Here is a 21,684-nt window from a genome sequence, read left to right as displayed (position 1 = left end):
AATCTTTATTATAACGTCTAGCGTTTTCTTTATATAAAATAAAAAAGTTTTATTCATCACCTATTTTTAAAGCTGCAATAAACGCAGATTGCGGAATTTCGATATTACCATACTGTCTCATTCTCTTTTTACCTGCTTTTTGTTTCTCAAGTAATTTACGTTTACGACTTATATCACCGCCGTAACATTTAGATAAAACATCTTTACGTAGGGCTTTAATAGTCTCACGAGCGATAATACGGCTACCCATGCTTGCTTGAATTGCTATATCAATCTGCTGTCTCGGTATTAAATCCTTTAACCTTACGCATAATGCCCTCCCCCTTTGCTCGGCACGTGAGCGGTGTACGATTGTGGATAGTGCATCAACCGCCTCTGCGTTAACCAAAATCCCAAGCTTAACAAGTTCGGAAGGTTCATAAACATCCATTTGCCATTCAAAACTTGCATAACCTTTAGAACAGCTTTTTAAACGATCGTAGAAATCGTAAACTATCTCATTTAGCGGTAATTTATAAATTATTTTAGCCCTATTTGCTATATAGCTATGATCGAGCTGCCCCCCTCTCTTTTCCGTACAAAGCGATAGTACCGCACCTAAAAACTCATCAGGTACCATTATAGTTGCCTTAATCCAAGGCTCTTCCATTGATTCGATTTTTTGTAAATCAGGCAAATCTGCCGGGTTATGTATCTCTAAGCTCTCACCGTCCCGCATATGAATTTTATACACCACACTTGGAGCGGTAGTGATTAAATCTAAATCGAATTCCCTACTTAAACGTTCTTGGATTATCTCTAAATGTAACAGCCCTAAAAAGCCGCATCTAAAACCTACTCCGAGTGCCGAAGAGCTTTCCATTTCATACTCAAAACTAGCATCATTAAGGCGTAATTTAGCTAGTGAATCCTTTAGATGCTCAAATTCCGAGCTATCCGTTGGATAAAGACCACAAAACACTACGGGTAAGTTTGGTTTAAAACCCGGTAGAGCTTGCTCACAAGGCTTTTTTTCATCAGTGATAGTATCCCCAACTTTACAATCCGCTACTTGCTTTATAGCCGCAGTAAAGAAGCCGATTTCGCCTGCATGCAGAACATCCGAAATATGTTTTTTCGGAGTAAAATAGCCAACATTCTCAACGGTATAAACCGAGTTAGTAGCCATCATTTTAATACGCATATTCTTACGTAAGTAGCCATCAATAACACGTACTAAAATAACCACGCCAAGATATGGGTCATACCAACTATCAACAAGCAAAGCTTTCAAAATATCAGAACTACTTTCTTTTGGCGGAGGTAATTTATTTACTATAGCCTCTAAAACTAAATCAATCCCTATACCGCTTTTAGCAGAGATTAGCACAGCCTCACTTGCATCGATTCCGATTATATCCTCTATTTGCTGCTTAACCTGTGCAGGTTCTGACGCCGGTAGGTCAAGCTTGTTAAGCACCAGTACAATCTCATGATCATTCTCGATTGCTTGGTAAACATTGGCAAGCGTTTGTGCTTCTACTCCTTGCGTACTATCAACTACCAATAACGAACCTTCACAAGCAGCAAGTGACCTACTAACTTCATAAGCAAAATCAACATGCCCGGGAGTGTCCATTAGATTCAAATAGTAGGTGTTACCGTCTTTAGCTTTATATACAAGCCGCACGGTTTGTGCCTTAATAGTTATACCTCTCTCTTTTTCAATATCCATCGAATCTAGCACTTGCTGGCTCATTTCCCTAGCCTGCAAGCCGCCGCAATGTTCAATTAACCTATCGGCTAACGTAGATTTACCGTGATCAATATGGGCGATTATTGAGAAGTTCCTTATATATTTTTGATTATTCATAATTATTGTGATATAATTTGCATTTGTTTATTGTCTGTTATCCCGCGACTTGATCGCGGGACCTCAGGACACAGTCTGTAATTACAAGATCCCGCGATCAAGTCGCAGGATGACACTAAACCACGATAATATATAACAAAATCGAAATTTATAACAGGAAAAAATAATGCGAGCTGAAATAGAAAATTATGTAAAAAAAATTGAGCAGTCTTTAGAACTACTTTGGAGGTCACTTTGACGTTGAAGCATCAACTGCAAGACTGAACACGTTAGAAGAGTTAACAGCCAATCCTAGTTTATGGAATGATCAGGCTAATGCTCAAAAATTACTGCGAGAAAAAAGTAATCTAGAAGAAAAACTAAACGCTTTTAATAAACTCAAATCCAATTTAAAAGATGCTTTAGAACTTGAAGAAATGGCTGAAGCCGAAAACGATTTAGAAACACTTTCACAAATTGAACAGGACTTAAAAAATTTAAGCATCATTGCTGCCAAATTTGAAACGGAATGTTTGTTTTCAGGTGAAGCAGACGGTAATAATTGCTTTTTAGAGATTAATGCTGGAGCCGGGGGAACTGAAAGCCATGACTGGGCGTCTATTATGATGCGTATGTATTTGCGTTTTGCCGAAAGACTCGGCTTTAAAACCGAAATAATCAATATGATTAACGGCGAAGAGGCAGGCATTAAATCATGCACGATTAGGATAATAGGAAAGCGTGCTTACGGCTGGTTTAAGACCGAAGCTGGCGTTCACAGATTAGTGCGTATTTCTCCGTTTAATGCAGCCGGTAAAAGAATGACTAGCTTTGCAAGTAGCTGGGTATATCCCGAAATTGATGATAATATAGCAATTACTATTGAGGATAAAGATTTAAGAATCGATACTTTTAGAGCATCGGGAGCCGGCGGGCAGCACGTTAATACTACCGATTCAGCTGTACGTATCACTCATATACCGACCGGTACGGTAACACAATGCCAAAGCGATAGATCGCAGCATAAAAATAAAGCTCAAGCTATGAAAATGCTTCAAGCCAAACTCTATGAGCTTGAAATGCAAAAACGTACCGATAGCGTTAACGAGCAGAATGCCGCTAAAACCGATAATAGCTGGGGACATCAAATTAGATCATATGTTTTGCAACCTTATCAAATGGTAAAAGATTTACGTACCGATTATGAAACTTCCGATACTAAAGGAGTGCTTGACGGTGACCTTGAAGAATTTGTTTCCGCAAACCTTGCTATGAATGCGGGTGGTAAGAAGTAGTGAAAATCAATGAGCAATACTTTAAGTAATGAATCATATACTGATTTAATTAAAAATTTAAAACAAGAAATTAGCAAAGCTCGTATTAGAGCCCATTTAGCAGTGAATAAAGAACTGATAGTTCTTTATTGGAAGAATATAGGAAAATTAATTTTAGAACGTCAGAATAAAGAAAAATGGGGATCAAAAGTTATTCAAAATATTTCTGATGATGTGCGTAAAGAATTTCCTGAAATGAAAGGATTATCATATCAAAACCTTTCTTATATGCGTCAGTTTTTTGCAGAATATAATAATGACCACATTCTCCAACAGGCGGTTGGAGAAATCCCATGGAGTCGTAATATATTTTTTATATTATTTTTTCAAAACTAAAAAATATAAATCAAAGAATTTGGTATGCACAACAAACCATCGAAAATGGTTGGTCAAGAAATGTATTATCTTTGCAAATTAAAAGTAATTTACATGAAAGGTCAGCGGAAGGTATCAATAACTTTTCCAATACTTTACCTGAGCTACAGTCTGATTTAGCAAGATCGATTATAAAAGACCCGTATAACTTAGAATTTTTAGATATTCAAGGTAAAATAATAGAACGAGATTTAGAAAATAAATTGATAGATAATATTAAAAACTTTTTATTAGAGTTAGGACAAGGTTTTGCATTTGTTGGCAATCAGTATCATATAGAAACTTGCGGGAGAAGGTTATTATTTGGATTTAGTTTTTTTTATCACATAAAACTCAAATGCTATGTTGTTATTGAATTAAAAACCGGCAAGTTTAAGCCGGAATATGCCGGTAAACTAAATTTTTATCTTAATTTAATGGATCGCACAATTAAAGATAATTTGGATAATCCTACAATTGGATTAATTTTGTGCGAAGAAAAACAAGGTATTACTGTAGAATACGCTATAGAAGGCATCCAAAAACCAATAGGAGTACCACAATTTAAGCTTACAGCAACATTACCTAAAAAGCTTAAAAAATTCCTGCCTACCCCTCAAGATCTAGCAAAGCTAAAAAGCGCATAAATTACTAAAAGTTATTTTTCTTGATATCATGGTCAAGCTTTGGCATGACCTTTTCATATTTCAACCTTATTATTTTTATTGCAACATGAAAAACTATAAAAACTTTACTACTGCTATTTCTATATTTATTATAGCTATAGCCTCGGTTCTAGGATTTCAGAGTTATCAAAAATTTACTCAAGATAAACATTTTGAGCAGGTAATAACCGATCTAAATAATCTAGAGTTTGATCCTGCTAATGAAAAAATCCGCAAGAATTTTATCTCAGAAATACAAAATATTTATGTAACCGCAAATCCTGAGATAGATAAGAATATAAAATATGTATGGGCTTTATCCGCAAGACATTCTTATACCAAAATACCTATCAATTCCGATACTCAAAATATAAGGGCTGCAGATAAAGAGGACGGATATAATAGGATGAGGCTTGGCATAGAGATTGCAAGAGAAGTAGCCGCTAAAAAACTTGATAAGCAAATATCTCTTCAAACCTTAAGAATGGAATACTTACTATTATTCTACCTCGTATTGAGATTAAAGAACAAGAAGCGCTTGATAAAAATATTATTACCGATTATCCAAAAGAAAATTTTTATATTTTTACGCTGCCGGAAAACCAAACCAATACCGGCGGACAATTTAAAACTTTATATAAAGAGCATGAGAACGGTAATATTGACTTAAGTAACGCCGAGACTTAAGTAACGCCGAAATTGCTATTGTTACTCACGCTTATCATTTTCCTCGTGTTAATCGATATTTTGATAACAAACCGAATTTTGACTTCTTCTTTATTCATAACACTAAACCTATAATTTTCTTAGTCGATCGAAAATTTGAAACCATGGGAGTAGATAATGAACTAAAGCAGGAGCTAATAAAATTACCTAACTATATAGAGAAAGGTTTTATTTCAGAAAAATTAAATGCTAATATTTAGCAATGCTTGATTAATCAATTACTATCTCTCTTGCTTCTTGTTCTTTAATCTCAATACGAGGTAGAATAATAGTAAGTATTCCATTCTTAAGGTTTGAAGAGATATTTGCCTGATCTACATCTTCATATAATGATATTACATAATTAAAATTTTTATTCATATAATTATCTGAATCATCAGCTTTATTTTTTTCTTCTATATTCCCTGTAATAAATAATTTATTACCGTTTACTTTAACCTTAATTTGACTTTTATCAAAGCCAGGTACTTCCATAACAATAATATACTGCTTATCTTTAGTAATAAAATTGCTTTTTATGCTATTAGATTCATAAAGCGGCAATCTATTTTTAAATACATTATCAATATTTGTAATTTGATTATCTATTAAATCTGCTACCTGACGCAGTGGCGTTGCATTACCGGAATCATAATTCTTATTAGCTATTGCAATATTACTAGATAAAATCATAGCTGCTATAGACGGAATATATAATCTTACGCTCTTTAACATAAAACCACCATTAATTTTGTTAGTTATATATTTAAATATATAAAATTATCTATTTAAATTCAAGTCTTACATTTCCATAATTTGCTGAAAGTACGCTGCCCAAAATAAAAACTAATAATCTCCGCAAAAATAGTTTGATCTTCTATGCTCCATAATATATCTAGATATTCAACTAGCAGAGCAGAACTTTTTAACGATTTATATTGAACATATTTAACTCCTCCATACATTGCAAAAAAGCTATAGGAAAGCACGGATCTTACCGAGCCATTTAAAGCATCAACCCTACTAACACCTGATGTATAAGTGGAGTAAAGAGAATATTGCTCTGCCATTTCTTGTGATATGGTAAGCTCTGTACAAGTTTTAGACTGATTAAGTTTGTTATTAGCAATTTGACAGTCTAAAATATTTATCTCGTGTTTTTTGTCGTTAATATCTTTATATATTTTCAAAATTTCAGGAATTATTGAACTAATAAATCCTGTTATAAGTAATCATAAATACCTATCTATATAAATTTTAGGATAAGTATAGCAAAGATAAGTCATTATACTAAGAAAGAGGCAAAAAGGGGCAGCATGGACTGATTATTTATGTCATTTCTACGAAAGCAGGAATCCAGTTTTTTAATCTAATTATATACTAAACTAAATTTTTATATAGTTTGCTGTGTTTTTATCATTTTTTACTGGATTCTTGCTTTTGCAGAAATGACATCGAACATGTTTAATGATCCATGCAACAACACCAATAATAGGAAAACTGATCCACTCAACAATTACTTTAAATTAGACCAAATGCGGTTTTTTGCAATATAGAAAAAGATAGTAAATACCACTAAAAACATCATAACTTTAAGACCCATAGATTTACGATGTTCCATTTCCGGCTCAGCTGCCCATTGCAGAAATACCGTAACGTCTTGCGACATCTGCTCTACACTTGCGTTAGTACCGTCCATATAGGTTACCTGACCGTCTGTAAGCGGCAGCGGCATTGCTATTTGCTCGCCAGGGAAATAGGGATTATAATGAGTTCCCTGCATCAGCTTAAAATCTGCCGGCGGTTCGGTATAGCCGGTAAGTAGCGAATATATATAATTAGCTCCGTCATGACGTGCTTTTATTATCAACGATAAATCAGGAGGATGGGCACCGTTATTAGCTGCTCTTGCTGCTTGCTCATTAGGGTAAGGAGGTACAAAACGATCAGAGGGAAGAGCGGGGCGGTCAAACATCTCACCGTCATCATTAGGTCCGTCTTTTATCGTATAGCCTTTGGCAATCTCTTTTATCTCGTCATCCGAAAAGCCGATATCTTTAAGATTACGGTAATATAAATTGTTTAAACCGTGGCAGACACTACAAACTTCTTTATAGACCTGAAAACCTCTTTGCGCTGCTTCACGATTAACTGTACCAAATACGCCGTCAAACGACCATTTCATCTTTTTTGGATGTAATACTTCTTCGTTGGCTAAACTTAAGCACGAAGTTAGTAGTATAATGATAGAGATAAGTAGTTTAGTTTTCATAAATTTTTTTGAGTCGTCATTGCAAGGAAAAATTGAAAATTTTGACGAAGCAATCTCAGGAGTTTATTATTATTTTATAAGATTGTCGTGTTGAGATTTGGTCTTTCCTTGCAATGATGTTTTTATTACAGTATAATTTCATTATACAAATCATCCCAATTTATATTTGTTTGTTCTATTAATTTAATTTTGTTGTCTCTTAAACCGGCTTTAATTTGTTTTTCTCTATTTATTGCTAAATTCATAGTTTGATGAATCTCATAAAATACTAAAATTGTGCAATTATACTTTTTGCTAAACCCCTTAATTGTATCATTTTTGTGTTGATATATTCTTTTTATTAAATTAGAAGTAACACCAGTATAGAGTATACCATTTTTCTTGTTAGTTACTATAATATATACTATTGGTTACTTCATAAATTTGTATAATACAAAAAACGTCATTGCGAGCAGCCATAGGCTGCACGGCAATCTCATGAAATAATAACAAACTCCTGAGATTGCTTCGCAATGACTTAACTCTTACAACTCCTCCGGCAATGGCAGCGGTTTTTCATATTTACCTATCAGCGGCAGAACTACTAAGAAATGAAAAAAGTAATAACAAGCAGCAAAACGGCTAATGGTAATATACGGCTCTTCTGCCGGCTGCCCGCCTAAATAACCAAGCAATAAACAATCTGCCATAAATATCCAAAAAGCAATGCGGTATATCGGTCTATAATTGCTACTTCTAACTTTTGAAGTATCAAGCCAAGGTAGTAAGAATAACACAAATATACTTCCGAACATTAATAGCACCCCACCGAGCTTAGACGGCACGGCTCTAAGTATTGCATAAAACGGCAGAAAATACCATTCAGGGACAATGTGGGCAGGCGTAACTAATGGATTTGCTGGAATGTAATTATCGGGATGTCCTAAATAATTAGGTTCGTAAAAAATAAAATAGGCAAATATTATGAAATAAACTCCGAAACCGACAAAATCCTTTACGGTATAATAAGGGTGAAACGGAATAGTATCTTTAGGGCTTTTAACATCTATCCCTTTTGGGTTATTTGAACCATGCTGATGCAAGGCCACTAAATGCAGCATCACTAAAGCAACAATAATAAACGGCAATAAATAATGCAGTGAGAAGAACCTATTTAATGTCGGGTTATCAACAGAAAAACCACCCCATAACCACGTAACTATGCACTCCCCTATGAACGGAATAGCAGAAAATAAATTAGTAATAACCGTTGCTCCCCAGTAGCTCATCTGCCCCCAAGGAAGCACGTAACCCATGAAAGCAGTAGCCATCATGGTTAGAAAAATTATGATACCGATATGCCAAAGCAGTTCTCTAGGTGTTTTATAAGAGCCGTAATACAAACCTCTTGCTATGTGTAAGTATACGGCGGCAAAAAACATTGATGCACCTACCGCATGCGCATAACGCAGTAACCAACCGTAATTCACGTTACGCATGATTCGCTCAACACTATCGAAAGCATGATCAACATGTGGAGTATAGTGCATAGCAAGTATGACGCCGGTGATTATCTGAATCACTAACGCAATACCGGTAATAGAGCCTAAATTCCACAAATAGCTAAGATTTTTCGGAGTTTGATAATGACTAAAATGCTTTAGGAACGCAAAAATAGGAAGACGATAATCTATCCATTCTATAATAGCATTAGGCTTTTTAGGGGTAATATCTTCATTCATAAATAAATTACCCGATTCTAATTTTTTTGTCGCTAATAAAAGTGTAAGGCGGCACAGCTAAATTTAAAGGAGCAGGACCTCTTCTAACTCTACCTGAAGAATCATATTGTGACCCATGGCACGGACAGAACCATCCATCATATTCACCTTGATTAGCAAGCGGCACACAACCTAAATGCGTGCAGATCCCGATCGTCACCAGCCAATTATCATGCCCTGCTTTCACACGTGCTGCATCTGCTTCAGGATCAATCAGCTCTGACATTTTAACGGCTCTTGCTTCAGCTATTTTGTCAGGCGTACGGTTAGTGATAAAAATCGGTTTACCTTGCCATTTAACCGTAACTGTTTGACCTACCGCAATATTTGATAAATCAACCTCAATTGATGATAAAGCTAGCACGTCTGCAGAAGGGTTTAAAGAATCAACGAGAGGCCAAAGAGTACATGCTGCCCCAACTGCTGCAACACTACTAGCCGTTAGAACCATAAAATCACGACGTGTTGTGTTTTTATTATCTTCAGTATCCGACATATAATATTAAAATGACATAAATTAACGATTATTATTACTACCGCTTGAGGTATTATTAAGATTATTTGGATTTGCTAGTTCTTCATAAGGATTTATTATAGGACGTTCAGCGTCTGCAGCACTATCTGCTTGTTTTGGCGTAAGCTTATTTATTTCATCTTCTAACACTTTTGCTCCTGTCCCTTCTTCATGCTTATATTCGCCAGGATCACTTAAGCAATTCCAAAAACTAACTAAATGATTCCAATTAGGACCGAGTTTTGTAGTACAATTTTGAGCAACTGCTTTAGTTGTATCTAATATCTCGACTGTAGTTTCAGTAAAATAATCTATAAACCCAATTTTTTTTAAGCCCAATACTGTATAATATACAGTAATTAAGGAAGCAACCGCTATAATTAAATACCATTTAGTGATAATAGACCACAGAAAAAATCCCATAGGATTTGCTGCCATTAACCTTCGTAAAGCCTGCCACATATATTTTACTCAAAAAAACTTTATTAATAATATTCATCTTATTTTATATCACTACATTAGTAAAAATAAAGCAAAATCACGTAATATTATAAATATTTTTAATTAAACAGGAACTCAAGAAGAGTGCAATCGGTAAAAATACTAAATTAATTCCTATCATAATAAAAATTAATTGTAAGTTATTATCTTGTAATATTAAACCTGTCATTATAATATTCGGAATTAATAACGGCATGATAAACGTACCGACAAAGTTAGCATTCTTCTTAAAATAACATTGCACGCTACCGGATAACACTACTAAACTACTTGATAACACTAATATCATCCATACACTAATAAAGAAAAATATTATCTCAAGCAAAGTTTGATCAAAAAAAACATAAATAATGGGTAAAACAAAAACCAGTCCTATCGTACTGCTGATAAATATAGCACAAAATTTAGCCAATATAATTTCTTCATGACTAACAATTGATAATAATAACTCTAAGCTTCCGTCTTCCAAATCAGATTTAAATATAACCGAAGAAAAACCGATTAATGAAATTAATAAACAAATTACCGAAAAAATTAAACCGAATTTGTTAATATCCCTTTCACTGTTAATTAAAACAGTACTAATTATGCAAAATAAAAAAAATATAACTAGATATTTAATTATATTATTAATGCGATTCTGCACTATAAATTCACGCTTAATGAGTACCAATAGACTATTCATAATTATTAAATACGTTGTAAATTAAGTACATAATAGCTGCAACAGTTAAACCTATACCAATTTCAACAATAACTATCGCAATATGCTGAGCAAGGAGCTTATCATTGATACAATTTGTTAGTGAATAATAATTTAAATAATTATCGTTAAAAAAGAGTGATATTGTTCCTACAATTGCATATATTGCTACACCTAAAACCGCAATACAAACTAGCACGTTAGGAGGAAAATATCGGCTTAATTTTCGATTACCGTAAACTAAATCATAAGCAATAAGGCTAGATGCAAATATAACACCTGCTTGAAACCCACCACCCGGCGAAGACTCACCGTTAAGCTGAATATATATACTATATAAAATTATATAAGGTATTATAAAACTAGTAATATATTTTATTATTGGATTTGTCATCCCGTGGCTTGACCACGGGATCTTGTATCGCCTGCTGTGTCCTGAGATACCGCGATCAAGTCGCGGTATGACATCATCAGACTTTCTGGAAAATATCAACAGCACGGCAATTCCTGCAATTAAAATTACGCTAGTTTCACCTAAAGTATCATATCCACGATAACTTGCAAGAATAGCCGCAACAAAAGAAGGTACACCTATATCTCTAGAGGTATTTTCGATATAATATTTACTTGAATGCATATGAATAGGAGCATTATCATCACCGTAATTCGGTAATTCTAGCCCCATATAAGCAAGAGTTACTACAAACAATAAACATATTAAACTTGCTGGAATAATATTAGTTCTCTCAATATTCTTTAAATCCGAAGGTAATTTACGCAACAAATTCAAATATACGCATGTTGATAAGCAAGCTCCCAGTGCTGCCTCAGTCATTGCGACATCAGGAGCATCCATAATAAGATAGGATACACCAATTAATAAGCTAAATACAGAAGCAGCAATCACTGCATTTAGTAAATCTTTAGCAAAAACTATTTTTATCGAGATTAAGATCAATAAAAAAACAATTAAGTTAAGTAGGTAATTGCCGAGATCAAAATTTAAAGCTGTCTTTACTATCATATGGTTGTTAAAATTTAACGTCATTGCGAGGAGAAACGTAATTTCGACGTGGCAATCTTATCAAGCATCCTGAGATTGCTTCGTCAATTACTTCGTAATTTTCCTCGCAATGACGGTACTATAAGCTCTAATTTTCATAAATAAAGATGCTTTACCAAGTGCATGAGTTGCTACCGGATTTAGTATAAAAATCAATAAAGCTGCTAAAATTAATTTAACAGAGTTCACCATATCTGCTTCAATGCACGCAAAACCTATTAAGCAAATAGGCACGCCGAAACTCTCAATAACACTTGCTGCATGTAATTTAGTATAAAAATCAGGAAATCTAAAAAAACCGATTATTCCTGAAAATATAGCAAATAATCCAATAATTACTAATAAAATTCCTATATAGTATAGTGTCATTGTGTTTATCCTTTTTTCGTCATTGCGAGGAAATTATGAAATAATTGACGAGGTAATCTCATGCAAAAGTCCTGAGATTGCCGCATGAACTAAAGTTCACTCGCAATAACGTTTTTACTCACCTTGAGCCAAGCTATAACCTGCAACCCCGTCAAATTCAAACAAATTCTCTACTTTGACAAAATCGATATTTGCTGTGCTTAAAACTTCAAGCAATCTTGTGATATCTAAATGCTTTATTTCTGTGCCGTCTTTATTCATAAAACGACAACACCAATGATCGGAAACAGTTTCAAACCTTGTATCACGAGGCCACAGCTTTAATCCTTTTGACGAGATTGTTTTTAACTCAAAATTACCAAGATCAAGTTTATTAATTTTATCTGCTATATCGTGAGCGGAAGATACATTCATATTCACAAATATATCCGTACCGACCAATTGCTTAACTTCTTTAGTATCAATTTTATAATCTATATTGCTTTCTTGCTTCTCAGCAATTAAGGGATAAGCTGCTTTAGGTAGCTTTGTCGGTAACTGTCCTAATCTTTTCGTTACTTCTTCGGCAAATTCTTTTGTACCGACTTTTTTACTAGAACTCTGCTCGTTATATATATCGGCTGTATGAACACCATCCTCTATAGTTTTTTTCCAAGCATTTTCGATTAATGTAGCGATATCACCCTGCCCTATATGTACTAGCATCATTATTGCAGCATTTAAAAGCCCTGACGGATTTGCGATATCTTTACCGGCAATATCGGGAGCACTTCCATGTACCGCTTCAAACATCGCATAATGCTGCCCAATATTTGCAGAACCTGCAAGACCTACCGAGCCTGAAATTTCAGCAGCTACGTCAGATATGATATCACCGTATAAATTAGAAGTTACGATAACGTCAAATATTTCCGGTTTGGTAGCAAGCCTTGCCGTCCCGATATCGATAATATAATGCGCGTTATTAATTTGCGGGTATTCTTTTGCAATCTCATTAAATACTTTATGCAAAACCCCATCGGAAAATTTCATAATATTATCTTTGCTTAAACACGTGACTTTTTTACGGTTATTTTTTACTGCATATTCAAAAGCATATCTAATAATCTTCTCACATCCTGTATGACTTATCAACTTCATTGACTCATACATATTATGCGTTTGGCGGTATTCTATACCTGCGTATAAATCTTCCTCATTCTCACGTATAATAGTTAGGTTTAAATTTGGATATAATGTTCTAGTAAAAGGATGAAACGAAACGGAAGGACGAATATTAGCAAAAAGCTGTAATGTTTTACGAATCGTGACATTTAAACTTTTATATCCTCCACCTTGCGGAGTAGTAATCGGGGCTTTAAGTATAATACCGGTGCGTTGTATTGATTCCCAACTTTCCTCGCTTATGCCTGAAGTATAATGCTTCTTGTAAAGCTTTGCACCTACTTCAATGGTTTCTAAACGAATACGAGCCTCGGCTTTACGTAATATATAAAGCACTGCCTCCATTATTTCAGGACCTATACCGTCCCCGTATGCAATTGTAATCGGTGTAAATTCTGCCATATTAAATACTCACTCTCTTGTTTATGTCATTCCCGCGTAGGCGGGAATGACACACAAAAATCCATACAACACCATCAATAGTTTATTGTTACTTCTTTTAATCTCTCATTCAACATAAAAGTCACTTCGGAAGTTATATTCAAATTATTTTTAGCATATAAGACTTGAGCACTTGGAATTACCAAATTAAGGTTATATTTCTCGGCAAGTTCACTAATTATTGTAATAGTTGTTTCATGGACTCTACTCATAGCCTCAGCGTGGGCTTGTTCAAGCTTTGTTTTCTTAATCTGAATTTCTTTTCTAACGTGGCTAACTTTTGCATTAAATTCGTTTACTTTATGCTCAAATTCGGTTTCACTTAAATGAGAACGCTCATTTAGCAGCTTCTCTTCCAGCGGTTTAAATTCTGCTTCTTTTGCAGCAATATCCTCTTGAATTTTATGATTAAGCTTTTCGATTTTTTTACGCAAATCTTTTATAGCGATCGAACCTTCCAATATAGATTGTACATCAGCAACAGCTACTCTAACTTTAAAATTATCTTCTTTAATTGGCACATTTTGTGCCTCCGTAATCGTTGAGAAATTTATTATGAAAATGCATAAACATAATATTCGGTATATCATCCTTGATCCTTTTAGATTAAACGGTGTCGACTAGGATTGTCATCCCGTGGCTTGACCACGGGATCTTGTGTCACAGGCAGTATCCTGAGATCCCGCGATCAAGTCGCGGGATGACCATTCAAAATGACTGGATTCCCGCCTACACGGGAATGACACTGGAGCAACACCCTTATTAATCTAAGAATAAATAACATCAAGCAATTTGTCTATAATTAAAAACTTAACCTTTACCTAATATTGGCACATTCCTACCTCCCCATGGGGTATATTCGCCATCCGAATAATAAGCACTAGAAATAGGTTCAAACGAAATAGCTTTTATTGCTTCAGGACTTAAATAAGTACTCTCTTCATCACTAAGCAAAGGTTTTCAGTAGCCGGTTCTTCTAGCTCAACATAAATTTCATGCTGTTCATTAAATTCATATAAAAAATTAAAAGCTTTATGAATATGCTCTGTTCCTTTGTTCTTAACCAAAACTGCTGTAATACCATAAGTCTTTTGCAGCATTGACATGTTTAATATCATCATCCATGAAAAATACGTTTTTTATAATTAGTTATTTCGGTATTATTCATTATTTCTCTTATTTAGTACAATTTTGTATTTCTTCAAAATTATTAGAAGGTAAAGCTGATTTTATATAAATTTTTGCATCTTCCTTTCCTAGTAACCTTTCTAATGCATATTTTACAGCATGAGGATAATCATTAAATGATACTATAACTATTTTATGACCGGATAATATAATATTCTTAAAAAGGCGTGCTATTTGCTCTTCATTTTTCCAACCTAAATTTTCATTATCTAGGAATTTCTCCATCAGCTCTATAGAAAATTTTTGCTCAAGCCTAACTTTTTCTTACTCTCGTTCTTCATAGGAGCTAAAAAAGCGATTTTGTATATTACGTGCTATTAAACCTCCTAACCTCTCTCCGATATAATTATGCGAATGTCCAAACTAAAGTATTGTCACAATCAAATATAAATAAAGCTGTATTATCGTTCATTAATTTCTCTTATTTTAAGTTTAAAAATTCTTAGTAATTTTTATTCTGCAGTTAAATCAATTTCTTTTTCAAGAACTTATATTCCAATTTTTGGTATTTTAGTGTATAATACGAAAAACTATTGTAAACTTGTGAGAATTTTTAAAGATGACATCTATTCGTAATATAGCAATTATTGCCCACGTTGATCATGGGAAAACTACGCTTGTTGATAACATGCTTAAACAAAGCGGAACATTTAGGGCTAACCAAGCAGTTGCTGAGCGTGCTATGGACTCTAACGATCTTGAGCGTGAGCGTGGAATCACGATACTTGCCAAATGCACTGCTCTTATGTGGAACGATATCCGTATCAATATAGTTGATACGCCAGGACACGCCGATTTTGGCGGTGAAGTAGAACGCATCCTTAGCATGGTTGACGGTGTAGTGCTACTTGTCGATGCATCGGAAGGACCAATGCCGCAAACAAAATTCGTGCTTTCTAAAGCGTTAAATCTCGGCTTAAAACCTATTGTCGTTATTAATAAAATCGATAGAGATGACCAAAGAATTAAAGAAGTTATCAATGAAGTATTTGAGCTATTTGTGGCACTTGAAGCAAACAACGATCAGCTTGACTTCCCTATAGTTTATGCATCAGGTAGAGCAGGTAGAGCATCTTTAACCTTTGATGATAAAATTAATCCTTTAGACAATTTAGCAGATGATTTAGCACCGCTTTTCGACCTTATAGTACAGCATGTACCAAAACCCTTAGCCGATGACAAAGCACCGTTTTCTATGCTTGTTACTACTAGAGAATATAATTCTTTCTTCGGTAGGGTTTTAACAGGTCGTGTACAAAGCGGCACTGTTAAAATTAACCAAAACGTAAAAGTATTAAATCGTGAGAATAAAGTACTTGAAACCGGACGTATCACTAAAATATTAGCCTTTAGAGGCTTAGAGCGAATCGCTATAAATGATGCTACAGCCGGCGATATTATTGCCGTAGCAGGCGTTGAAAACGCCAACGTTGCCGATACTATCTGCTCCCCTGAGGTAACCGAGGCCGTACCGTCTCTACCTATCGATCCGCCGACTTTATCCATGACTTTTAGCGTTAATGACTCACCGCTTGCAGGAAGCGAAGGGACAAAAGTTACGTCGAGCTTAATTGGAGCTAGGTTAATGCGTGAGCTTGAAAGCAACGTTGCATTAAAAGTTACTGAAGCTGCCGAGAAAAATGCTTTCCAAGTTGCAGGGCGTGGTGAGTTACAACTTGGTATCTTAATTGAAACTATGCGTCGTGAAGGGTTTGAGCTATCTATTAGCAGACCCGAAGTATTATTCCAAACTGATGAGAAAGGTAATAAGCAAGAACCGATGGAAGAAATCCAAGTTGACGTTGATGATGATTATGTTGGAGTAGTCGTAAAATCTTTAGCACTGAGAAAAGCCGAAATGACTGATATGAGGCCGTCAGGCGGCGGTAAAAGCCGTGTTACGTTTATCGGACCGTCTAGAGGGTTAATCGGCTATCACAGCCAATTTTTAACCGAAACACGAGGCACAGGGATTATGAATCGTATTTTCCACGGATACGCTGATTATAAAGGAAATATCGAGGGAAGACGTAATGGCGTGCTTATCTCTAACGGTGACGGAGCAGCGGTCGCATATGCTCTATGGAATCTAGAAGAAAGGGGAAAAATGTTTATAAACCCTAGTGACAAAGTATATAGAGGCATGATTATCGGCGAACATAATCGTGATAATGATTTAGAGGTAAACCCACTAAAAGCGAAACAACTGAGCAACGTTAGAGCAGCAGGCAAAGACGAAGCCATAAGACTAACTCCGCCAATGCTTTTAACGTTAGAGCAGGCAATCAGCTATATACAAGATGACGAGCGAGTTGAAGTAACACCGAAATCTATTCGTTTACGTAAAGCTCTACTTGACCCTAACGACCGTAAAAGAGCTGCAAAGTAGGTATGCCTAAAAAAGTTGACATAGTCATTGCTAGAAAAAACTATAAGTTTTGACGAAGCAATCTCTGGAATCTTGCTTTATGAGATTGCCACACTCCTTTCAGTTGCTCGCAATGACGAAAAAACTAAGCTAATACATTAAATACTATAATAACAAACCTTTTTAACGGCTTCTATTACATCGCTCTCACTCGGCAGAGCTAGTGTTTCTAAATTAACAGCATAAGGCAAGGGAAGATCCTTGCCGCTTACAATCTCTATCGGAGCATCTAAATAATCAAATGCTTCTTTCATAACAATAGAAGCTATACTTGCACCAACACCTGCAAAAAACCACCCTTCTTCCACCACAACTAAACGATTAGTTTTTTTCACTGATTCTATTATTGTCTCAGTATCAAGCGGTTTAATAGTGCGAAGATCAATAACCTCGCAATCAATATTATCATTCTGCAAAACACTTGCAGCATCTAAGGCAAGTTTTACTTGAATCGAGAAAGTGACTATAGTGACACTACTACCCTCTCTTAAAATTTTTGCCTGACCAAAGGGTATAGGCTCGATTGTTTCCGGTACATCAAAACTATGACCGTATAAAATTTCATTTTCTAAAAAAACAACGGGATTATCGTCCCTAATAGCTGTAAGCATAAGTCCTTTATGATCTTCTGCACTATAAGGAGCTACTACTTTTAATCCCGGAATGTGGGAATAGCAAGCTGTATAATTTTGGCTATGTTGTGCAGCTACTCTACTTGCTGCTCCGTTTGGTCCTCTAAATACTATCGGACATTTGACCTGCCCGCCTGACATGTAATGCGTTTTTGCAGCTGAATTAACTATGTGATCGAATGCTTGCATAGCAAAGTTAAAGGTCATAAACTCCACGATCGGGCGAAGTCCTGCAAAAGCTGCTCCGACTGCAAGCCCTGCAAAACCATATTCCGTTATCGGTGTATCAATTACCCTCTTAGGACCAAATCGCTCTAGTAATCCTTGAGTTACCTTGTAAGCTCCTTGATATTCTGCAACTTCCTCGCCTATGACGAAAACCTTGTCGTCTCTTATCATCTCTTCTTGCATTGCATCACGCAACGCTTCACGTACCGTTATTTGCATTTTTCTTTTTTATTTGATTAAATTAAACGTCATTGCAAGGAGGCTTGCCTGCGTGAACATCATTGCGAGCAGCCGTAGGCTGCGTGGCAATCTCATGAAATAATAACAAATTCCTGAGATTGCTTCGTCAAAACTTACAGTTTTTTCTCGCAATGACGCCTTAACAGTACACCTGTGTATACAACTCCCCTTCATCAGGTAGCGGTGAATTTTCTGAGAATTCTACTGCTTCTTTCACAATTTCTTTTACCGACTGTTCTATTTCTTTTAAATCCGCTTCGGTTACATATTTATTGTCGAGTATCGTTTTTCTTATTATTACCAACGGATCACGCTCTTTATATTGCTCAACTTCTTCTTTATTGCGATATTTTGCCGGGTCGGACATCGAATGCCCACGATAACGATAAGTTTTTACCTCTAATATCAGCGGAAAGCTATTTTCTCTAACATACTCGGCTGCTTGCTTAGAGCCGTCATACATTTCTTCAAAATCCATACCGTCTAGCTGAAATCCTTTAATCCCAAACGATGCCCCTTTCTTATATAAATCACGCATAAAGGTAGAACGTGCTACAGACGTCCCCATCGAATATTCGTTATTTTCAATAATATAAACTACCGGCAAACCCCATAAAGCAGCCATATTAAAAGCTTCATATACCTGACCTTGATTAACGGCACCGTCACCTAAAAAAGTAAAACAGATATTATGCGTATCGTTATATTTTTCAGCAAACGCAAGCCCTGTGCCTATCGGTACTTGAGCCCCTACTATACCGTGTCCACCGTAAAATTTGTTTGGTACATCAAATAAATGCATCGAGCCACCCTTACCTTTCGAGCAACCTGTAACACGCCCCATAAGCTCGGCAAGAACATACTTAGGCTCAGTTCCTGCTAAAATAATATGAGCATGGTCACGATAGCTAGTAATAGTGCTATCACCTTTTTGTTTAACCATATCTACTGCAGAAATTACTGCTTCTTGCCCTATATATAAATGACAAAAACCACCGATTTCTCCCATTCCGTATAACTGACCGCATTTTTCTTCAAAACGACGCAGTAGGAGCATATTTTTAAAGCTTTTTATATATTCTTCCTTTGTCGGCTTATATTTTCCTAACTTAATATCCACTAATTACTCCTTAAGACTATTGTCACCCCGTGGTCAAGCCACGGGGTGACATCTGTAAATTAAAAGTCACAAAATATGGTACATGATCCGAAGGTGGAGACCAATCACGTGCTTCTGGTAGTAAATGCATAGAAAATAATGCATCTTTTAAATTATCGCTAACCCAAATATGATCAAGCCTTCTACCTTTGTTAGATTTTTTCCAATCTATATTTCTATAACTCCACCAAGTATAAAATTTTGTGTCAAGCGATACGAAATGTCTGCTACTATCAATAAAACCTAACACATTTTGTAGCTCTACCAATAACGAGCGTTCAATATCGGTATGGCTGATAACATTTCGCAACTGCTTACTAGACCATACATCATGTTCATGCGGAGCAATGTTCAAGTCCCCGACAATAATCATTTTATCGTTTTTAGTACGGTTAGTCGTTAACCATTCCTGCATTAACCTTACATATTCGAGCTTGTGCTTAAATTTTGTATTTACCTCGATATCAGGTATATCACCACCGGCAGGAACATAAAAATTATGTATTTCTATATCATTAACTATAGCTGCTATATGCCTTTTATCACTATTATATAACTCCAATGAAAAAACATTATTCAAAGGAAATTTTGAAATAATAGCAACACCGTTATATGATTTCTGCCCTGAATATATTACATGTTCATAGCCTATATTTTTAATAACTTCAAGAGGAAATAATGAGTCAGCTACCTTTGTTTCTTGAAGTAAAATAATATCCGGCTGATGTTCATATGCTAATTTTCTTAATAAATCGATCCGTAGACGCAATGAATTAATATTCCAAGTAACTATCTTCATTAGACTTGTTGTATAACCTCCTTCTAAAGGTAATTTGTAAATCCGGTACTCGCATCCTCTCACGTACTAAGTGTACGCTGCGGTGCTGCGTTCCGTGTTTCTTTCAAATTCCTCTTTATAAGATAGGTTATACAACAAGTCTATTTAATTTTTTATAGCTGCCCCTATTATTGCATCTCTAAAATAAATTATTCCAAGTTGATTTAAAGGATTTTTCATGTCAATTTTATCTTTTTCTTCTTCAGGAATTTTCATCATAGTATTACTGAGTATAGCAAAATAAAGATTATCAGGCACAACATATCCTGCTTCACTTTGTATTCCAAGGGCTTTTCCCGTATAATGAATCATTAAACGCTTAGAATCAAGATCAGTAAGAAAAATACCGTAACCCATATAAGACTTACGCCCTTCTATATTTTTTGCTAAAAAATATTTAGTAGTCATAAGTTTATACGACTTCTTAGAAAGAATTTTCTCCTCATTTAATGCCCTATACCATCTAATAAGATCAACCGGTGTTGATATTATACCACCGTCAGCACAAGGAACTGCTAAAAAATCAGCAGTTACAGGAGTAAATATAGGTTTATTACTATTATTAGGCGTTAAAAAATATCTTACCGGATAATTAGAACTAATAACGTTTTTTTGGATTCTAGCGGCTTCACTATATGAAGCAAAACTAGTAGATTTCATATTAAGCGGTTTAAAAAATTCATCATAAAAAAAGTTAGCTAAATCTTTTTTAGCCACCTTTTCTATAATCATACCGAGTATAACAAAATTAGTATTACTATATTTAAATTTTTTCCCTATAGATATTTCTAAAGGCTTAGAAGAAACAAATTGTAATATTTTCTTGTAAATCTCTTTCTTAGGCATATTTAAATCAAGTTTAACAAAACTAAAATATTCAGCAATACCGCTACTATGCGTTAATAAATTATGGATAGATATTTTATATGCCCAATCCGGCACTTTTCCACCCCACATTTCCGGATCAAGATATTTATAAATTTTATCGTTAATATTTAATAATGCCTGTTCTTGTAATTTTAAGATTCCCGCTGCTGTAAAAGGCTTTGTAGCAGAAACAATAGGCATCATTTCATTTGCTTTTAATTGCTCACCATTTAAAGCAAAAATTCCTTTAGCACCGGTTAATAAAGGTTTATAATCATTGGCAAACATAAAAACGGCATTTAAAAATCTATTACTTATATATTCTTTTTCTGCTTCATTGATTCTTTGCTGTATATCTGCAAAACAATCAATACAATTATTAATAAAAAAAAGCAGCAACAAAAAATATCTAAGAATCATAACTTCAA

22 protein-coding genes and 4 pseudogenes are annotated in these 21,684 nt (G+C 35.0%); 5 read left to right on the top strand and 21 right to left on the bottom strand.

Features of this window, described 5'->3' with window-relative positions; all coding sequences use genetic code 11:
* Positions 1-49 precede the first annotated feature (49 nt).
* Positions 50-1,852 carry a translation elongation factor 4 gene (gene lepA, locus RMA_RS02000; protein ID WP_041404577.1) on the bottom strand — a complete coding sequence of 601 codons (1,803 nt, stop codon included), beginning with the start codon at positions 1,850-1,852 and terminating at the stop codon, positions 50-52.
* Between the two features lie 166 nt (positions 1,853-2,018).
* On the opposite strand from lepA, the gene prfB reads away from it, so the two are divergent.
* The 4 genes and pseudogenes from prfB to RMA_RS12220 all read left to right on the top strand — a co-directional run.
* A protein-coding gene (gene prfB / locus RMA_RS01995; protein WP_148194400.1) for a peptide chain release factor 2 occupies positions 2,019-3,126 on the top strand; the annotation gives its coding sequence in 2 pieces (ribosomal slippage) (positions 2,019-2,087 and positions 2,089-3,126; 1,107 coding nt in all).
* Between the two features lie 9 nt (positions 3,127-3,135).
* On the top strand, positions 3,136-3,501 hold the full coding sequence (locus RMA_RS10690) for a DUF1016 N-terminal domain-containing protein (protein WP_041404575.1): 366 nt from the start codon (positions 3,136-3,138) through the stop codon (positions 3,499-3,501).
* A 71-nt stretch (positions 3,502-3,572) separates the two neighbouring features.
* The gene (locus tag RMA_RS10680) at positions 3,573-4,166 is read left to right on the top strand and encodes a PDDEXK nuclease domain-containing protein (protein WP_238375529.1); all 594 of its coding nucleotides are present in this window, start codon (positions 3,573-3,575) and stop codon (positions 4,164-4,166) included.
* A 472-nt stretch (positions 4,167-4,638) separates the two neighbouring features.
* A pseudogene (locus tag RMA_RS12220) lies at positions 4,639-4,721 on the top strand (Hsp20/alpha crystallin family protein); the annotation flags it as partial.
* Positions 4,722-5,120: 399 nt separating this feature from the next.
* On the opposite strand, the gene RMA_RS01975 reads toward RMA_RS12220, so the two are convergent.
* The 15 genes and pseudogenes from RMA_RS01975 to RMA_RS10660 all read right to left on the bottom strand — a co-directional run.
* The gene (locus RMA_RS01975) at positions 5,121-5,624 is read right to left on the bottom strand and encodes an Hsp20/alpha crystallin family protein (RefSeq protein WP_041404574.1); all 504 of its coding nucleotides are present in this window, start codon (positions 5,622-5,624) and stop codon (positions 5,121-5,123) included.
* 59 nt (positions 5,625-5,683) lie between these two features.
* Complete coding sequence (locus RMA_RS10675; RefSeq protein ID WP_238375528.1) at positions 5,684-6,079, bottom strand: hypothetical protein; 396 nt, start codon at positions 6,077-6,079, stop codon at positions 5,684-5,686.
* 326 nt (positions 6,080-6,405) lie between these two features.
* Positions 6,406-7,161, bottom strand: a complete 756-nt coding sequence (locus RMA_RS01965) for a cytochrome c1 (protein ID WP_041404573.1) — start codon at positions 7,159-7,161, stop codon at positions 6,406-6,408.
* Positions 7,162-7,286: 125 nt separating this feature from the next.
* Complete coding sequence (locus tag RMA_RS12215) at positions 7,287-7,406, bottom strand: nuclease (protein WP_238375527.1); 120 nt, start codon at positions 7,404-7,406, stop codon at positions 7,287-7,289.
* Positions 7,407-7,532, bottom strand: a pseudogene (locus RMA_RS12210) (GIY-YIG nuclease family protein); the annotation flags it as partial.
* A gap of 153 nt (positions 7,533-7,685) precedes the next feature.
* A complete protein-coding gene (locus RMA_RS01955; RefSeq protein ID WP_041404571.1) occupies positions 7,686-8,882 on the bottom strand; it encodes a cytochrome b in 1,197 nt (398 codons plus the stop codon).
* Between the two features lie 7 nt (positions 8,883-8,889).
* Positions 8,890-9,417 (bottom strand): ubiquinol-cytochrome c reductase iron-sulfur subunit, encoded by a 528-nt coding sequence (petA, locus tag RMA_RS01950; protein WP_012152595.1) that lies wholly within the window; start codon positions 9,415-9,417, stop codon positions 8,890-8,892.
* Positions 9,418-9,438: 21 nt separating this feature from the next.
* Positions 9,439-9,897 carry a DUF2670 domain-containing protein gene (locus RMA_RS01945; RefSeq protein ID WP_012152594.1) on the bottom strand — a complete coding sequence of 153 codons (459 nt, stop codon included), beginning with the start codon at positions 9,895-9,897 and terminating at the stop codon, positions 9,439-9,441.
* A 76-nt stretch (positions 9,898-9,973) separates the two neighbouring features.
* On the bottom strand, positions 9,974-10,621 hold the full coding sequence (locus tag RMA_RS01940; protein WP_041404570.1) for a heme exporter protein CcmB: 648 nt from the start codon (positions 10,619-10,621) through the stop codon (positions 9,974-9,976).
* On the bottom strand, positions 10,614-11,687 hold the full coding sequence (locus RMA_RS01935) for a DUF4040 domain-containing protein (RefSeq protein ID WP_041404569.1): 1,074 nt from the start codon (positions 11,685-11,687) through the stop codon (positions 10,614-10,616). The genes RMA_RS01940 and RMA_RS01935 overlap by 8 nt, the downstream gene beginning before the upstream one ends.
* A 63-nt stretch (positions 11,688-11,750) precedes the next feature.
* Positions 11,751-12,071 carry a Na+/H+ antiporter subunit G gene (locus RMA_RS01930; RefSeq protein WP_041404568.1) on the bottom strand — a complete coding sequence of 107 codons (321 nt, stop codon included), beginning with the start codon at positions 12,069-12,071 and terminating at the stop codon, positions 11,751-11,753.
* Between the two features lie 114 nt (positions 12,072-12,185).
* Complete coding sequence (locus RMA_RS01925) at positions 12,186-13,637, bottom strand: NADP-dependent isocitrate dehydrogenase (RefSeq protein ID WP_012152590.1); 1,452 nt, start codon at positions 13,635-13,637, stop codon at positions 12,186-12,188.
* Between the two features lie 74 nt (positions 13,638-13,711).
* A complete protein-coding gene (locus RMA_RS01920) occupies positions 13,712-14,266 on the bottom strand; it encodes an OmpH family outer membrane protein (protein WP_012152589.1) in 555 nt (184 codons plus the stop codon).
* A 333-nt stretch (positions 14,267-14,599) separates the two neighbouring features.
* On the bottom strand, positions 14,600-14,797 hold the full coding sequence (locus RMA_RS01915; protein ID WP_194287755.1) for a hypothetical protein: 198 nt from the start codon (positions 14,795-14,797) through the stop codon (positions 14,600-14,602).
* A 253-nt stretch (positions 14,798-15,050) separates the two neighbouring features.
* A pseudogene (locus RMA_RS10660) lies at positions 15,051-15,276 on the bottom strand (hypothetical protein); the annotation flags it as partial.
* A 147-nt stretch (positions 15,277-15,423) separates the two neighbouring features.
* Between RMA_RS10660 and typA the strand changes: the two are divergent.
* Positions 15,424-17,253 (top strand): translational GTPase TypA, encoded by a 1,830-nt coding sequence (gene typA, locus RMA_RS01905; RefSeq protein ID WP_012152588.1) that lies wholly within the window; start codon positions 15,424-15,426, stop codon positions 17,251-17,253.
* A 137-nt stretch (positions 17,254-17,390) separates the two neighbouring features.
* Here the strand turns inward: typA and RMA_RS01900 are convergent, their stop codons facing one another.
* The 5 genes and pseudogenes from RMA_RS01900 to RMA_RS01885 form a co-directional block, all read right to left on the bottom strand.
* The gene (locus RMA_RS01900; RefSeq protein ID WP_012152587.1) at positions 17,391-18,371 is read right to left on the bottom strand and encodes a pyruvate dehydrogenase complex E1 component subunit beta; all 981 of its coding nucleotides are present in this window, start codon (positions 18,369-18,371) and stop codon (positions 17,391-17,393) included.
* Between the two features lie 160 nt (positions 18,372-18,531).
* Positions 18,532-19,512, bottom strand: coding sequence for a pyruvate dehydrogenase (acetyl-transferring) E1 component subunit alpha (gene pdhA, locus RMA_RS01895; protein ID WP_012152586.1), 981 nt, complete (start codon positions 19,510-19,512; stop codon positions 18,532-18,534).
* A gap of 22 nt (positions 19,513-19,534) precedes the next feature.
* Positions 19,535-20,350, bottom strand: coding sequence for an exodeoxyribonuclease III (xth, locus tag RMA_RS01890; protein WP_041404567.1), 816 nt, complete (start codon positions 20,348-20,350; stop codon positions 19,535-19,537).
* A 12-nt stretch (positions 20,351-20,362) separates the two neighbouring features.
* Positions 20,363-20,494 (bottom strand): annotated as a pseudogene (locus RMA_RS12205) (palindromic element RPE1 domain-containing protein); the annotation flags it as partial.
* A complete protein-coding gene (locus RMA_RS01885; RefSeq protein WP_041404566.1) occupies positions 20,495-21,676 on the bottom strand; it encodes a serine hydrolase domain-containing protein in 1,182 nt (393 codons plus the stop codon).
* Positions 21,677-21,684: the final 8 nt, after the last annotated feature.

The organism is Rickettsia massiliae MTU5, from assembly GCF_000016625.1.
Lineage (GTDB): Bacteria > Pseudomonadota > Alphaproteobacteria > Rickettsiales > Rickettsiaceae > Rickettsia > Rickettsia rickettsii.
The sequence above is the reverse complement of the archived record's forward strand: the minus strand, read 5'-3'. Positions and strand labels throughout refer to the sequence as shown.

Excerpts from the sequence above, each read along its gene's own strand:
- RMA_RS01925 (WP_012152590.1), bottom strand. The coding sequence starts at position 13,637 with ATGGCAGAATTTACACCGATTACAATTGCATACGGGGACGGTATAGGT.
- typA (WP_012152588.1), top strand. The coding sequence starts at position 15,424 with ATGACATCTATTCGTAATATAGCAATTATTGCCCACGTTGATCATGGG.
- RMA_RS01930 (WP_041404568.1), bottom strand. The coding sequence starts at position 12,071 with ATGACACTATACTATATAGGAATTTTATTAGTAATTATTGGATTATTT.
- RMA_RS01900 (WP_012152587.1), bottom strand. The coding sequence starts at position 18,371 with ATGCAAATAACGGTACGTGAAGCGTTGCGTGATGCAATGCAAGAAGAG.
- RMA_RS01915 (WP_194287755.1), bottom strand. The coding sequence starts at position 14,797 with ATGATGATATTAAACATGTCAATGCTGCAAAAGACTTATGGTATTACA.
- RMA_RS01975 (WP_041404574.1), bottom strand. The coding sequence starts at position 5,624 with ATGTTAAAGAGCGTAAGATTATATATTCCGTCTATAGCAGCTATGATT.
- RMA_RS01885 (WP_041404566.1), bottom strand. The coding sequence starts at position 21,676 with ATGATTCTTAGATATTTTTTGTTGCTGCTTTTTTTTATTAATAATTGT.
- lepA (WP_041404577.1), bottom strand. The coding sequence starts at position 1,852 with ATGAATAATCAAAAATATATAAGGAACTTCTCAATAATCGCCCATATT.
- RMA_RS01935 (WP_041404569.1), bottom strand. The coding sequence starts at position 11,687 with ATGACGTTAAATTTTAACAACCATATGATAGTAAAGACAGCTTTAAAT.
- RMA_RS01920 (WP_012152589.1), bottom strand. The coding sequence starts at position 14,266 with ATGATATACCGAATATTATGTTTATGCATTTTCATAATAAATTTCTCA.
- xth (WP_041404567.1), bottom strand. The coding sequence starts at position 20,350 with ATGAAGATAGTTACTTGGAATATTAATTCATTGCGTCTACGGATCGAT.
- RMA_RS01940 (WP_041404570.1), bottom strand. The coding sequence starts at position 10,621 with ATGAATAGTCTATTGGTACTCATTAAGCGTGAATTTATAGTGCAGAAT.
- RMA_RS01965 (WP_041404573.1), bottom strand. The coding sequence starts at position 7,161 with ATGAAAACTAAACTACTTATCTCTATCATTATACTACTAACTTCGTGC.
- RMA_RS01945 (WP_012152594.1), bottom strand. The coding sequence starts at position 9,897 with ATGTGGCAGGCTTTACGAAGGTTAATGGCAGCAAATCCTATGGGATTT.
- RMA_RS01955 (WP_041404571.1), bottom strand. The coding sequence starts at position 8,882 with ATGAATGAAGATATTACCCCTAAAAAGCCTAATGCTATTATAGAATGG.
- petA (WP_012152595.1), bottom strand. The coding sequence starts at position 9,417 with ATGTCGGATACTGAAGATAATAAAAACACAACACGTCGTGATTTTATG.
- RMA_RS12215 (WP_238375527.1), bottom strand. The coding sequence starts at position 7,406 with ATGAATTTAGCAATAAATAGAGAAAAACAAATTAAAGCCGGTTTAAGA.
- RMA_RS10690 (WP_041404575.1), top strand. The coding sequence starts at position 3,136 with ATGAGCAATACTTTAAGTAATGAATCATATACTGATTTAATTAAAAAT.